This window comes from Limnohabitans radicicola (genome assembly GCF_014837235.1).
Classification (GTDB): Bacteria; Pseudomonadota; Gammaproteobacteria; order Burkholderiales; family Burkholderiaceae_C; genus Limnohabitans_A; species Limnohabitans_A radicicola.
Genome location: NZ_JACYFT010000001.1, coordinates 901,937 through 915,996 on the forward strand (window position 1 = coordinate 901,937; position 14,060 = coordinate 915,996).

10 protein-coding genes and 1 tRNA gene are annotated in these 14,060 nt (G+C 60.2%); 4 read left to right on the top strand and 7 right to left on the bottom strand.

The annotated features are described in order from the left end of the window. Window positions 1-36 precede the first annotated feature (36 nt). On the bottom strand, window positions 37-780 hold the full coding sequence (locus IC609_RS04395) for a GNAT family N-acetyltransferase (RefSeq protein WP_191818221.1): 744 nt from the start codon (window positions 778-780) through the stop codon (window positions 37-39). 162 nt (window positions 781-942) lie between these two features. Here IC609_RS04395 and IC609_RS04400 point away from each other — a divergent pair, with 162 nt between their 5' ends. The 3 genes from IC609_RS04400 to IC609_RS04410 are packed head-to-tail and all read left to right on the top strand — an operon-like array spanning window position 943 to window position 4,914. Then, window positions 943-2,628: an AMP-binding protein gene (locus IC609_RS04400; RefSeq protein ID WP_191818222.1), complete on the top strand. Its 1,686-nt coding sequence runs from the start codon at window positions 943-945 to the stop codon at window positions 2,626-2,628. Window positions 2,629-2,633: 5 nt separating this feature from the next. After that, window positions 2,634-3,563 carry an MBL fold metallo-hydrolase gene (locus tag IC609_RS04405; protein ID WP_191818223.1) on the top strand — a complete coding sequence of 310 codons (930 nt, stop codon included), beginning with the start codon at window positions 2,634-2,636 and terminating at the stop codon, window positions 3,561-3,563. Between the two features lie 16 nt (window positions 3,564-3,579). Further along, window positions 3,580-4,914: a glutamate carboxypeptidase gene (locus IC609_RS04410; RefSeq protein ID WP_191818224.1), complete on the top strand. Its 1,335-nt coding sequence runs from the start codon at window positions 3,580-3,582 to the stop codon at window positions 4,912-4,914. A gap of 9 nt (window positions 4,915-4,923) precedes the next feature. On the opposite strand, the gene IC609_RS04415 is transcribed toward IC609_RS04410, so the two are convergent. After that, the gene (locus IC609_RS04415; protein ID WP_191818225.1) at window positions 4,924-5,331 is read right to left on the bottom strand and encodes a YkgJ family cysteine cluster protein; all 408 of its coding nucleotides are present in this window, start codon (window positions 5,329-5,331) and stop codon (window positions 4,924-4,926) included. A 26-nt stretch (window positions 5,332-5,357) separates the two neighbouring features. Then, complete coding sequence (locus IC609_RS04420) at window positions 5,358-7,889, bottom strand: ATP-binding protein (RefSeq protein WP_191818226.1); 2,532 nt, start codon at window positions 7,887-7,889, stop codon at window positions 5,358-5,360. 306 nt (window positions 7,890-8,195) lie between these two features. On the opposite strand from IC609_RS04420, the gene IC609_RS04425 reads away from it, so the two are divergent. Next, on the top strand, window positions 8,196-10,106 hold the full coding sequence (locus tag IC609_RS04425; protein ID WP_191818227.1) for a methyl-accepting chemotaxis protein: 1,911 nt from the start codon (window positions 8,196-8,198) through the stop codon (window positions 10,104-10,106). A 302-nt stretch (window positions 10,107-10,408) separates the two neighbouring features. Here IC609_RS04425 and IC609_RS04430 read toward each other — a convergent pair. From IC609_RS04430 to IC609_RS04445, 4 genes are all read right to left on the bottom strand, one after another. Beyond that, window positions 10,409-10,484, bottom strand: a tRNA-Phe gene (locus IC609_RS04430). Between the two features lie 44 nt (window positions 10,485-10,528). Then, complete coding sequence (locus tag IC609_RS04435) at window positions 10,529-11,185, bottom strand: response regulator (protein WP_191818228.1); 657 nt, start codon at window positions 11,183-11,185, stop codon at window positions 10,529-10,531. Between the two features lie 54 nt (window positions 11,186-11,239). Next, window positions 11,240-13,504, bottom strand: a complete 2,265-nt coding sequence (locus IC609_RS04440; RefSeq protein WP_191818229.1) for a sensor histidine kinase — start codon at window positions 13,502-13,504, stop codon at window positions 11,240-11,242. Between the two features lies 1 nt (window position 13,505). After that, complete coding sequence (locus tag IC609_RS04445; protein WP_333473635.1) at window positions 13,506-14,039, bottom strand: DUF4390 domain-containing protein; 534 nt, start codon at window positions 14,037-14,039, stop codon at window positions 13,506-13,508. Window positions 14,040-14,060: the final 21 nt, after the last annotated feature.

Below are 14,060 nucleotides of genomic sequence, written 5' to 3' on the forward strand. Positions count from 1 at the left end.
ATGTGACGGCAGGCTGGCCCAGCCCATGCCGCACGATCAAGGGGGGTCGTTGTGTTCGTTGTGGTGGCGCGCTTCACGCACCCCTTCGCGCACTTCCTGCATGAAACCGAGCCATTCGCGGAACTGCCGTGCCTGCAGTTTCACCTGGTAGTCGATCTGCGCCATCTGGTCCGACACGACCCCGCTGAGCTGGGAGTCGAGCGTGGCTTGCGGCAGGCTCAGGTAAGCCTCGCTCTCGCTGCCATCGCGCTCCACCCGGGCCCCGGCGTGGCGGGCGATCTTGAGCATGGCCACGTTCTCGCTCAGGGCGTGGATGAACAACATGCTCACGCCCTGGTTGCGCGCGTGCATGACCGCTCGGTCAAACAGCTTGGCACCCAGCCCACGGCCACGCTGGTTGGCCGCGACCGACACCCCGAACTCCGCAAAGGTGGACCATTGGGGGTCGACCGAAAAGGCCAAATGCGCCATCGCCACCAGTTGCAAACGGCGGTTGAACACACCAAAGATCTCGTCGCGCTCGAAATTCAGACCTTCCACATAGCGCTGGATGTGCTCGTCTGTGGCCGGGTAGCCAAAGCGCAGGTAGCGGTCGCTGTCGGACAAGGAGACCAGATGGGCCTGGATGCGGGGCTTGTGACGCGGCGACAAGGGCCGAATGGGCACCCAGCGCAAGGCCCGGGCGCGCGCCGAAGTGGCGCCCGTGTCGGCGACCGAGAACAGGCGGCGCCAAAGGCGTGACAACAATCCGGCAGCGGGGGGGTGTTCTTCTGAAGTCATTTGAATCGAGGGTTTTCCCTTATTTTGCCGCCAATTCAGCAAGACCGCCATGCGTGGAAAAATTTGTCGCCTGGGGGACGGCCTTGCGCTTGCCATAAGGGTGAGCCCTCTGCCCGCAGCGTCCAAGGGTGGCCACAATCGCTGAATCACGGAGTGAAGTACATGGAAAAAATCTGGCTCAAAAATTACCCCTCTGGCGTGCCCCACGAAATCCACCCCGAGCAGTACAGCTCGCTGACCGATTTGCTGGAGAAAGCCTTCCGCGAGCATGGCGACAACCCCTATTCGGTGTGCATGAACCGCTGGATGAGCTACCGCGAGCTGGACCAGCTCTCGACCGCCCTGGGCGCTTGGCTGCAAAGCCAGGGCTTGCCTGCGGGCAGCCGCGTGGCCATCATGCTGCCCAACCTGCCGCAATTTTCGGTGACGATGGCGGGCATCCTGCGCGCGGGCTACACCTGTGTGAACGTCAACCCGCTCTACACCGCGCGGGAACTGGAGCACCAACTGCGCGATTCGGGGGCCACGGCCATCGTGATCCTCGAAAACTTTGCCGCCACTTTGCAGGAGGTGGTCGAAAAAACCCAGATCCAGCACATGGTGGTGGCCTCGATTGGCGATCTCCTGGGCCCCTGGTATGGCCGCTGGATGACGTTCGCGGTCCGCCACCTGGCCAAGATGGTGCCCGAGTTCGAGTTGCCCCTGGACAAGGGCCGCACGGTGACGCCCTTCAAGAAAGCCATTGCCCAAGGCCGCCAACTGAGCCTCAAGCCCAGCCCGCAAAACCTCGACAGCATCGCCTTCCTGCAGTACACGGGCGGCACCACCGGCCTGTCCAAGGGGGCCGTGCTCACTCACCGCAACATCGTGGCCGCCATCTTGCAGGCCGAGGCCTGGTTCAACCCGGCACTGGCCAAGATTGGCGACCTGCGCAAGGTCAACTCGATTGCCGCGCTGCCGCTGTACCACATCTTTGCGCTCACGCTGGCGTTACTGGCCATCCGCCAGGGTTCGCACCTGACGCTGATCCCCAATCCACGCGACTTTGGCAAGTTCATTGAAGTACTCAAGCAGCGCCCCTTCCACATCTTCGCGGGGGTGAACACGCTGTTCAACGCCCTGATGCAACACCCCATGTTCAAGACGCTGGACTTTTCCTCGCTGTGCCTGACGCAGGCTGGCGGCATGGCCGCGTCCGAAGGCACCGCCCGCAGCTGGCAAGCGGCCACAGGCAGCGCCATGATCGAAGGCTGGGGCATGAGCGAGACCTGCGCCATCGGCACCAACAACCCGGTCACACAAACGCACTTCAGCGGCACCATCGGTCTGCCACTGCCCAGCATCGACATCGCCATCAAGGACGATGAAGGCAACAGCCTGCCCCAAGGAGCGTCTGGCGAAATCTGCATCAAGGGCCCCAACATCATGCCGGGCTACTACAACCAGCCCGAAGAGAACGCCAAGACCTTCACGGCCGACGGCTTCATGCGCACGGGCGACATCGGCATCATGGACGAGCAGGGCTTCACCCGCATCGTGGATCGCAAGAAGGACATGATCATCGTCAGCGGCTTCAACGTCTTCCCGAACGAGCTGGAGAATGTGATTTCGACCTGCCCGGGCGTGGTGGAGTGTGCCGCCGTGGGCGTGACCGACAGCATGCAAGGCGAAGCCATCAAGGTGTTCGTGGTGCGCAATGACCCGCTCTTGACCGAAGAAGCGGTAGCCCGGTTCTGCCACGACAACCTCACCGGTTACAAGCGCCCCAAATACATCGAGTTCCGCGACGAATTGCCCAAGACCAACGTGGGCAAGATCCTGCGCCGCGAACTGCGCAGCGGCAAGTAAGCCGCATGCCAGGCGTGCCTTTGCTGCCACCGGGTGTTCAGGTTTTTGAGCGCGGGTGGCTGTCGTCCAACAACATCCTGCTGACCGACGCCGACAGTGCCACGCTGGTCGACAGCGGTTACGTGACGCACAGCGCACAGACGCTGGCCCTGCTGTCGCAGGCGCTGGGCGCGCGAGCGCTCGACAGGCTGGTCAACACCCATCTGCACAGTGACCACTGCGGCGGCAATGCCGCCTTGCAGCGGCATTACCCAGCCTTGGAAACGCTGATCCCACCTGGCATGGCCGAGGATGTGAAGGCCTGGCGCGGTGCGGCGCTCAGCTACGAGCCGACGGGGCAGAACTGCCCGCCTTTTCAGTTCACCGGTCTGCTGCAACCGGGTTCGGTGCATCGGTGGGCCAACACCGAGTGGCAGGTCCATGCCGCGCCCGGTCACGACCCGCATTCGGTGATCCTGTTCGAGCCCGAGCACCGCCTGCTGATTTCCGCCGACGCCTTGTGGCAAAACGGTTTTGGCGTGGTGTTCCCCGAATTGGAGGGCATTGCCGCTTTTGACGAGGTGGCCGACAGCCTGGACCTGATCGAAGCACTGGATCCGGCGCTGGTCATTCCGGGGCATGGCGCGCCGTTCACGGGCGTGACCGAGGCCCTGGCGTTTGCCAGGCAAAAACTCGAGGCCTTCGCCCAAACCCCTGAAAAACATGGCCGCTACGGCGCCAAAGTGCTGCTGAAATTCAAACTGCTGGAATACGGCAGCGTGGCCAAACCCGACTTCAAAACCTGGGCACTCGCGGTGCCCTACATGCAAGCGCTGCACGAACGCTACGGCCAAGGTGTGGACCGGGCCACCTGGCTGGACATGATGCTGGCCGAGCTGCAGCGCAGCGGCGCATTGCACGACGACGGCGCGGTGTTGCACGACGTCTCGAACTGATTCATCACCCAAGGAGATGGCTTTGACTTTGCCTGCCGCCCCCCTGCTCACACGGCCTCGTCTGCGTCTGGCTGCGTTGTCTCTGCTCATGGCGGTATCTGCGCCTTGGGCGGTGGCGCAAACACCCGCCACCACGGCCCCATCCACCGCTCAAGTGCACGAGATGGCCAAGGCCCAGACACAGCCCCTGCTGGGCACGCTCAAGGACCTGGTCTCCATCGAATCGGGCAGCCGCGACCTCGAAGGACTGGAAAAAATCGCCACCTTGATTGCATCGCGCCTGCAACACATGGGCATGGCGGTCCAGACCATCCCGACCCAAGCGCCAGCCTCACACCCGCAGCTCAAAGGGGCCAAGTTGGGCTCGGTGGTCTACGCCACCCAAAAGGGCAAAGGACAGAAAAAGGTCCTGCTGATCGCCCACATGGACACCGTGTACCTCAAGGGCATGGCAGCCAAGCAACCCTTTCGCATCGATGGCAACAAGGCCTACGGCCTGGCCATTTCGGACGACAAGGCGGGCGTGGCCCTGATCTTGCACACCGTCCAAATGCTGAAAGACATGGGCTATGAAGACTACGCAGAACTCGCCGTCGCCATCAACGGTGATGAAGAGGTGGGTTCTGCGGGCTCCAGCGACTTGCTGGTCAAGCTCGGCGGGGAATACGACGCGGTGATGTCCTTCGAGGGCGGCGGCTTTGACAAAGACATGGTGCGCCTGGCCACCAGCAGCATCGCGATCGTGGAGATGAAGGTGACCGGCAAAGCCTCGCACGCAGGCGCCAACCCCGATGCAGGACGCAACGCCATTTATGAAATGTCGCACCAGATGCTCAAGTCGCGCCAGTTCGGTGACAAGTCCAAGGGCCTGCACATCAACTGGACTGTGGCCCGTGGCGGCGATGTGCGCAACGTGATCCCGGCTTCAGCCCAAGCGATAGCGGATGTGCGTTCACTGACCAACAAGGACCTGGACATCATCGAAGCCGCGCTGCAGGAGTCCATCAAGGAAAAATTGATCCCCGACACCCAGGTCGAGATTGATTTTTACCGCAGCCGCCCTGCCTTCGTCGCCAACGACGCTTCACGCGTGATGGCGCAGCATGCCAAGACGGTGTATCAGGAGATCGGCCAGACGATCCAGATTGCCGAGCGCGCCACGGGCGGTGGCACTGATGCGGCCTTCGCAGGCCTCAAACCCAAAGGCGGTGTGCTCGAGAGTTTTGGCCTGCGCGGCTATGGCGCCCACGCCAACACCGAGGAATACATCTTCATCGACTCGATCGCGCCGCGGCTGTACCTGTCCACCCGCATGGTGATGGACATCGGCAGCGGCAAAGTGCGCTGGTGAGCGCCGCCATCATTTGCCGCGCTTGCGCAGCAAACCGTAAGGGCAATGCCCGGGCCGCGGCCCCACCTGCGGGTGCAAACGGCAAGTGTTGGGACGCAGTTCGTACACCGTGCAGCGCCGAGTAACGGCATCGAGGAACTGGCAGTCGCCACTGGCGCGGCGCGCCAACGAGAAAATGCTGTTCTTGAAATTGAAGTGCTCGATCAGCCCGGCCTTGGTCAGGCGCTTGGCGATCTGCTTGGGCGCTTCGTGCTCCGCCTCGAACGGGTCGACCAGCTGCAAGCGCACCAGATCCGGCAGCTTGACCTCCACAGGCATGGTGCAGCAGTTGGCCGCACATGTGTCGCACAGCCCGGCCTTGTAACGGTTCCAGGTCTCTGGGCGATCGACATCGACAATAGCGATGGGGGACTTCATGACCAGCGCAGCATCCGTCGCGTCAATCAGTGGGGACGATTGGCATCGAATGGCAACTTGATGCTGAAGCGGGTGCCCACACCCACTTCAGACTGGCAATCGATGGTGCCATTCATTTTGGTGATGATGCTGTGCACCATGGCCAGACCCAGACCGGTGCCTTTGCCCACCACCTTGGTGGTGAAGAAGGGCTCGAAAATTCTGGACAGGATATCGGCAGGAATGCCACTGCCGTTATCGACAACATCCACAAGCACAAAGCCGTCTTTGGCCAGCCGCGTCTCGATGGTGATGCGGCCTTGACGCTGCTCGCCAATGGCGTGGCTGGCATTGACACAGAGGTTGACCAGCACCTGTTGCAGCTTGCCGCTTTCGCCTCTGAGCAACAGGGTCTCTGGCACGTTGTCCACGTTTTCAAAGGAGATGGCGATTCCCTTCATGCTGGCCTGCAGCAAGGATTGGGTTTCGTGCAGCAAGGGGAACAGTTCGAACAAGGCGTTATTGGGATCGGTCGCTTCGCTGTCGTTCTTGGCATCGCGCCCCAGGCTGTTGAGCGTGAGCACAATGTTGTGTGCCCGGGTGATGGCTTGCGAAATGGCGTGCAGGTTCTTCTGGGCCGGGGAGTCCGTTCCAATCTTCATCTCCACCAACTCAGCGTGGCTCTGGATCATGCCCAGCAAGTTGTTGAAGTCATGCGCCACACCCGCAGCCAGCTGCCCCAATGCATCGAGCTTTTGCGATTGCTCCATTTTCTTGACCATGCGCAGGTTTTCAGCCTCCTGTGCCTTGACATCGCGCACGTCCTTCATGGTCAGGACAGCCCCAGTCAGGCGACTGTAGGGATCCAGCAAAGGTGAAGCCGTCAGCAGCACGGGAATGATGGCCTCGTCTTCAGGGCGCAAAATCAGCCACTCAAGGTTGTGCAATGTGCGGATCGCATAAGCAGACAATGCATCGAAATCAGGGATGATCCAGAACACGGCCGAGCCGTCTTCTGTCTGCTCGGGCAAAAGCAAAGTGGGAAGCCTGAGCGTATGCAGATCCCCAGAACGCCAATCGACCTCGACGGACTGCGTGCCCCGGGACACCTGTCCAGGAGCTGCACCTTGTTCCGCTTGCACTTGCAAAAGCTGCGTCACGGTCTCTCGCGCCAAGGCGTCTGGCTGCGGGGATTCGGGGTCAAGCCCCAACAGCTCGCATGCCGTCAACGTTGCCCACTGCACGTGACCGTCTGCCCCCACTTTCAGCAACGGCACTGGAATCGCAGGTGCCGCGCCAGACGCTTGGTGGATTTTGAGGGACAGATAGCGCATCAACTCTTGGTAGCCAAACGCGAACCAGTCATCCATGCGGTGCTGATGCTGCTCACCAGGAAACAAGGCCTCGATGCGCTCGCCCAGCACTGCATCCTGCCGTTTGCCGAGCAACTCCAGCGCCATGGGATTGGCCTTGACCAGCAAGCCCCGACTGTCGAAAAGCAAGACACCATCCTGCATGGCATCCATGGTCATTTCCTGCAGTTGATGCTGGGCACGGATTTCCTCGCTTTGGGCTTCCTTTTGACGCAACACTTTCAGAAAAAACACACTGGCCGCGACCGCGCCCAAACTCAGCAAGACCATCAACACCAAAGTGATGTTTCGAGTTTCGTACCAGTTCGCCAGCGCCCAATCGGCCGTGGTGGAGATCATCAATCGCAGCGGATATCCGGGAATGCGCTGCGACACCACCACATGCCGGGTCCCCGCTGCATCGGTGCGAATGAAATGGGTTTGATCGGCCGTGGCAACGTCATCGGGATCGGGTTGCGCCAGCACCAGACTCTCACCCATGCCATGGCTTTGCCCACCAACCACTTCGGCGCGCACGATGTCGTCATCACCCACCAGCGCGATGTTGCCCGTGGGTCCCAGACGGACATCCTTGTAGACCTGCTCGAAATAAACCGGATTCACGGAAGCGACCACAACGCCGATGAGTTGCCCGGAAGCGTCCGTCAATTTGCGTGACACCTGAATGGTCCAAAGTTTGGAGACTTTGCCCAACACCGGCTTGCCAATGAACAAACCGTTGGCATTGACTCTCTTGGCTGTAGCAGATGCCAAGTCCGATCTCAGGTGCACCTTGATGTGTTCACGCTCCGACAAATCGACGCCACCCGACTTCTCGCCTTTGGGGTCGAGGTTGCTGAAGAGGAAGCGGCCTTGCGCATCAACAACGCTCAGCTGCGAGAGGATGTCCGGGAAAAATCCGGACTCGTTGGCCAAGCGAACCACATCCACCTGCTTGAGGGCATCTCCCGCTGCTCGTGCAGCGGTCGTGGTGTCGTTGGCACGCAAGGTGACCTTGTCAACAATGGCCAGCACACGCGTGGTCTGCTCTTGCAACACACGCGAGATGTTGCTGCTTTCCTGGATCTGGTTGCGTACTGCTTCTTGGTGCAGCGTTTGCAATCCCCAGACCACACCGCCCCACAACACGATGAGGACCGTGGCCAATCCGGCAAGGATGATGGCGCTCAGACGCGGCAGATTCTGCGGCAGTTTGTGGTTTGTCATGGGCATGAATGGGTCGATGATCGAGGCGCGATTGAAGCCATACAGACTGAAACATTCGCGTCTTTGTCCCCAATGGCGGCCACAGGGTATCCAAATGATTCTAGCCAGAATGCACACCACCACAACGCAGATATTGCCTCTCAAATAGAACACAAAAGTAATTAAAAACATCGGCTGCGTCTTGAAACTTTCGACTTGACCACACGGCGCTGCGCAAGAAGTCCGGACATTCACCCCCTAAAATTACTTGGGTATGAATCCGCAGCGATTCCCTCTTCTTCCATCTCTATTTCATCAGCCCCCCAGATGTTCAAGCAAATGCGCTACAGAGCCATGGCGACCATCGTGTTCATTGGTTTTCCATGGGTCTTCCTGGGTGTACTGTCCAGGCTCCCTTCAAATTACGTCGACCACGCGGGCTCTGACGCGCTGTTGCTCATGGCCGCCTGCGGGCTGCTGATCATGCTGGTCGGCATGGCATGGCTGCTGCGCCCTTGGATGCGTGGGCTGGATTCAACCCGGGAGGCGCTCATGAAAGGGCTGTCCGACCAGGCCATGTGGTCGCCCAAGCACCACGGCTTGCCCTGGGACATCGAGCGCGCACTGACGCCATTGCAGGATTGGCACCGTGCTCACCAGACGCTGCGAGACCGTTGCAGCGTGCTTGAAGGCGATCTGCAACACCACCAGGACAGGTTGGCGGCCCTGAAACAAATCCTGCACAGGATGCATGTGGACGGACTCACACACGAACAAGCTGTTGAACAACTCAGTGCCTCATGGCGTGAGGACCAGGATTTGCAAGAGTTGCTCCAACCCCTTCTGGCAGGTCATGCCCGGCTGGTCAAGTCTGTGCAATCCATGACCGAAGTGGTTGAGCGCAACTCCACCACACTGGCAGACCTCTCCTGGCAAGCCAAGAGTGTGAGCCAGGCCATGAACATGCTGGCCACCAGCGGAGCGGAGGCGGCCAACGGCTCACAGACACTGTCGGAAAACTCCCTGCGTGTCAGTCAGCAAGCCACCCAGGTGGGGGCATTGGCCAGGCAAGCTGAGGAAAACTCTCGCCAAGGGCAGCAGGAACTGCAGGCCACCGTGGCCTCCATGCGCACCATGGGCACGCACACGCAAGAGGTCAACACCTCGATCATTCGCTTGCAGGACAGCTCGCGCAAGATTGAAAACATTGCGCAGCTGATCCGCGAAATCGCCGACAAGATCAACCTGCTCTCACTCAACGCAGCCATCGAGGCCGCACGGGCTGGCGAGCATGGGCGCGGTTTTGCGGTGGTGGCACAGGAAGTGAACAAGCTGGCTGAAAACACCTTCAATGCCACGCAGGAGATCGACGCCAGCATCGGTGGCATCCTGAGCGAAACCGACCATGCGGTACACAGCATCAATGTGCTGCTGTCGGATGTCCAGGACAACGTCAACCACATCGATCAGGTCGGGCAACGCCTCAACGGCATTCTGGACTTCTCCAGTGTGCTGACGCAACACATGGACGGCATCGTCCACGCTTCCGAACAATCGGCCCGTGAAGTGCAGGGCATTTCAGGTTACCTTGGCGACATACGCAATGAATTGCAGAGTTTCGGTCAACGCATTCAAAGCCAGGAGAGCCAGATCGTTGGGTTGACCGAACTGGGTGAAGGCTTCTTCGACAGCCTGATCGAGTTGCGCTTTGAGACCGTTCATCACCGGATGTACCAGGTGGCCCGCACCGCGGCTGATCGCATCCAGCACTTGCTCCAGACGGCCATGGCACAAGGCCAGATCCGGCTCGATGATCTGATCAGCGATGACTACCGGCCGATCCCCGACACGAACCCGCCCAAATTCAGCTCGCGTTTTGACGGGTTCTGTGACCGGGTTCTGCCCCCGGTACAAGAACAGGTACTTCAGGACAACCCCAACCTGATTTTTGCCATCTGCACCGATACGCGTGGCTATGTGCCCACCCACAACGACAAGTTCGCCAAGGCCCCGAGCGGTGACTACGCCACCGACCTGGTCAACAGCCGCAGCAAGCGCATTTTCAACGACCGCACAGGCAGCCGTTGCGGGGCCCACACCAAGAAGATGCTGCTTCAAACATACAAACGCGACACGGGCGAAATCATGCACGACCTTTCCGTGCCCATTTACCTGGGAGGCATCCACTGGGGTGGTTTCCGCATGGGTTATCAAGCGCACCAAGGCACCACAAGCTGACCTGGGCACTCGAAAACATCAACCCCAAAGGCTCGAAGGTGTCTACAGGGTCCGGGTGGATTCACTGCGCCTGTACAGAATCACTTCACCGTCTCGCAAATAGACGGTGTCTGGCTGAAGACGGGAGAGTTCTGCGACTGAGCCCATCACTCGACGGGCACTCAATGCAGGCAAGCTGGACTCTGTCATTTGGCAAAGTTCCCCAGCGTTTGTGCAAGTGGCTTGCAGTGACTGCACAGCAGTGAAAAACAATCCGCACAAAGAAAAAACCGTTGCCCCTTTCGGAGACAACGGTTTTTGTTTGGTGGCCTGGGACGGAATCGAACCATCGACACGCGGATTTTCAATCCGCTGCTCTACCAACTGAGCTACCGGGCCGGTCAGGTTGAATTATAGCAGCGTTTAAGGCTGTTTTTTGACGCTCAGCCGACACGTTTGCTGCGGGACAAGTCGACACCCAATTGCTTGAGCTTGCGGTAAAGGTGGGTTCGCTCCAAACCGGTTTTTTCAGCCACGCGGGTCATGGAACCGCCTTCTTTCACCAAATGGAACTCAAAGTAGGCTTTTTCAAAGGCATCGCGCGCCTCACGCAAGGGCCGATCCAGATCGAAAGTTTGTTCAACCATCGGGGCTGGAGTCACGGATTCGTTGACCGGGGCCAGGGGGGCCAAGGCATGCTGGCTGAGGGGGACCGCAACGGGAGAGGCCTTGAGCGGCTCACGGGCCAGCCCCTGCTCCACCGCTTTGAGCAATTTTTGCAGGGTGATGGGTTTTTCAAGAAACGCTTGTGCGCCGATGCGCACCGCCTCGACGGCGGTGTCAATGGTGGCATGTCCGCTCATCATGATCACGGGCATATTGAGCAAGCCGGTCGCGGCCCATTCCTTGAGCAGACTGACGCCGTCGGTATCAGGCATCCAGATGTCCAGCAAGACAAGGTCGGGACGCATGCGTTGCCGGGCATCACGAGCTTGCGCCGCATTCTCGGCAAGCTCAACCTGGTGCCCTTCATCGAAAAGGATTTCGGAGAGCAGGTCCCGGATGCCCAACTCATCATCGACCACCAAAATATTCGCCATATTGCCTGTCTTGTTGGATGTCTCGTCACGGTGCCCTATCGCGCACCTGTTGTTCTATACCGTGAATGATAGCGACACTTGAGCGCCTGTGATTTCGCCTTCTTGCTGAACATTGGACAAATCCACCCGGGCGCCATGCTCGTCAGCGATTTTCTTGACCACTGCCAGCCCCAGGCCCGTGCCTTTGCTCTTGGTCGTGACATAAGGCTCGAAGGCCCGTTGCAATATGTGGTTCTCGAAACCGGGGCCAGTATCACTCACGCTCAGCCGCACACGCTTGCGCACCTCACTCCAATCGGTGCGTATCGTCACCGCCGAAGGCCTGTCTGTGGACTGATGCGATTCACAGGCGTCTTGCGCGTTCTGCAACAGATTGTGCACGACCTGACGCAACTGCTGTGCATCACCCAAAATGGCAGGGCAGGCCGGGTCCAGCTGCTTGTGGATCGGTACGCGAGCCGAGTGCTCACCGGGATCGGTGGCATACAGCGAGAGCACATCTTGCACCAAGGCATTGAGGTCCAATGGACGAAGCTCTGCAGTGGGCAAGCGTGCGTAATCGCGAAACTCATTGACCAGGCGCTTCATGGCATCGACCTGGTCCACGATGGTCTTGACCGACTTGCCCAGTACCGCCTCGTCCGGGGCATCGAGTTTGCCCGTGAGCTTGCGCTCCAGACGCTCCGCAGACAACTGGATTGGTGTCAAGGGATTCTTGATTTCATGGGCCAGACGCCTGGCCACTTCGCCCCAGGCCTGAGAGCGCTCAGCCGATACAATTTCAGAAATGTCGTCGAACACCAGCAGGCGCATGCCGTCGGGCAAGGTAGCCCCACGCGCCAGCAGTGTGACGCCCGATTGGGTGAGCCCCTGGCCCGTGGCATGGATTTCAAACGACTTTTGCCAGTGGTCCAGTTCGTGGGCATCGGGATCAGCCCCCAGATGCTGGAATTGCTCCTGCACCCCAGCCGCAAAGTCATGCAGCCCCGGCAATTTGAGCAGCGGCTGCTTCTCAAATGCTGCAACCGGCACACGCAGGATGCGGGTGGCTCCTGGATTGGCCGACTCGATGATGCCCTGTGCATCCAGCACCATCACCCCCGCAGTCAGGTTATCCAGAATCGTCTGCAGGTTGCCACGGGCGGCGTCGAGTTGTTGGAGGCTTCGCTCGACCGCTGAGCGGGCGTCAGAAAGCTGCTGTGTCATGTCGGCAAACGAACGCGTGAGCCCACCCAGCTCGTCTTTGCCCTGCAGGGCCAGCTTGGGGCTCAAGTCCCCTGCTGCCACCTGGCGCATCCCGTGCGCCAACAGCAGCAAGGGGCGCGCCAACTGGTTGCCCAGCAAGACCGCCAGCAAAATGGCGGCCAACACCGCCATGAACAAGCTCAGCGTCAGCGTGCCAATGTACATGCGACGCAAGCCTTCACGGGCCAGCGCACGCTCCTGGTACTCCTGGTTGGCAGTCTGCACTTCCAGTGCATTGGTCACCAGCGTGGGTGAGAGAACTTGCGTGACCTGCAGCAGCCGGGGCTCATCGCCCAGCGCCAGGCTCATCTGCGGCACGCTGGCCAACACCTTGATGCGGGCCTTATCGCCACCGGCATTGCTTTCATCGAGGCCTTCGATCCAATCGACACTGCCCTTGAGGCGGGCTTCGCGCAACTGCGCCGGGGCGGGCCGATCCGGTCGCAGCTGAAAACGCGATGAGCCGGCGCTGGCCACCATGCGGCCATTGCCTGTCCAGAGCACCACATCGGTGGCCCCCAGTTGCTCACGCAAGCGCTCAAGCATGATGCCAGCCCCCGCATCGGAAACATCGGTCAGGGTGGCACTGGCCACGCGGGTTTTTTGATGGAGGTCGTGGCTCATGGTGTCGAGCGTGGCGCGGCCCAGACTCAGGCCAGCGGCCAATGCGCCTTCCACCTTGACGTCAAACCAGCTCTCGATCGAACGCGACACGAACTGGTAGGACACCACATAAATGAGCACACCGGGCACGACCCCCACGAGCGCAAAAATAGCCGCCAGTTTGACCAGCAGGCGCGAGCCGAACTGCCCTTTGCGCAACCTGCGCAGCAGACGCACCATGCCCCAAAGGATGGTGAGCAACAGGCCTGCAGCCACCACGGCATTGACGATCAACAGCCATTCGTAATTCTGGTTGTAGCGCTCGCGGTTGGTCGTTGCTTGGGTGAGCAGGATCAGCAGCCCCAAACCAATGACCAGCAAAAATCCGATCCCCCAGCCCACCAGCCAGCGGCTGGCTTTGGAGATCAGCGGCGGCAATTGCCGACTGCGCTCTGGCGGCAAACTGGCCATGTCAGCGCACCGGGTCCGGGTTGATGCGCAGGTTGCGGCTCAGACTCAGGCTCCAGTCGGCCTGGCTGCCAGCAGCGATCTGGAACGGCCTGGGCAGTTGCGCCACATCGAGCCGGAAGCGGTACGTCAGGTTGTGGCGCGCGTCAGGGTCCAGCTCGGACAACTCCGTCAGTCGCCAGCCCGATTGGCGACGGATCATGCTGAGCGCGTAGGACAAATTGTCAAAGCTCTGGGCAATGCTGCCTCCCAGTCCAGCCGATGACAACGGCTCGCCCGATACGTTCAGGCGCCATTGGCGGGTCAATGGCTGGTAAACCAGCCGGTAATAGCGGGTGACACTGGCGACCTTGCGGTCATACCAATACCAGCGGTCACGCAGGACCTCGGCCTCGGCGACAAAGTAAACCGGAACCCCCTTGACGAGGGCCTCCTCCACCGCCGGACCCAATTCAAGCCGAAGGGTGGTGTGCAGCACCAGGGCACCGTCTGTGCGCTCAGTGCGCATTTCAGTCAGATCGACGGTCGAGGCCAGCACGGCGGACGCCAGACACACGAG

Bases quoted from the DNA above. Each gene is read 5' to 3' on its own strand.
- IC609_RS04395 (WP_191818221.1), bottom strand. From the start codon at position 780: ATGACTTCAGAAGAACACCCCCCCGCTGCCGGATTGTTGTCACGCCTT.
- IC609_RS04400 (WP_191818222.1), top strand. From the start codon at position 943: ATGGAAAAAATCTGGCTCAAAAATTACCCCTCTGGCGTGCCCCACGAA.
- IC609_RS04405 (WP_191818223.1), top strand. From the start codon at position 2,634: ATGCCAGGCGTGCCTTTGCTGCCACCGGGTGTTCAGGTTTTTGAGCGC.
- IC609_RS04410 (WP_191818224.1), top strand. From the start codon at position 3,580: ATGGCTTTGACTTTGCCTGCCGCCCCCCTGCTCACACGGCCTCGTCTG.
- IC609_RS04415 (WP_191818225.1), bottom strand. From the start codon at position 5,331: ATGAAGTCCCCCATCGCTATTGTCGATGTCGATCGCCCAGAGACCTGG.
- IC609_RS04420 (WP_191818226.1), bottom strand. From the start codon at position 7,889: ATGACAAACCACAAACTGCCGCAGAATCTGCCGCGTCTGAGCGCCATC.
- IC609_RS04425 (WP_191818227.1), top strand. From the start codon at position 8,196: ATGTTCAAGCAAATGCGCTACAGAGCCATGGCGACCATCGTGTTCATT.
- IC609_RS04435 (WP_191818228.1), bottom strand. From the start codon at position 11,185: ATGGCGAATATTTTGGTGGTCGATGATGAGTTGGGCATCCGGGACCTG.
- IC609_RS04440 (WP_191818229.1), bottom strand. From the start codon at position 13,504: ATGGCCAGTTTGCCGCCAGAGCGCAGTCGGCAATTGCCGCCGCTGATC.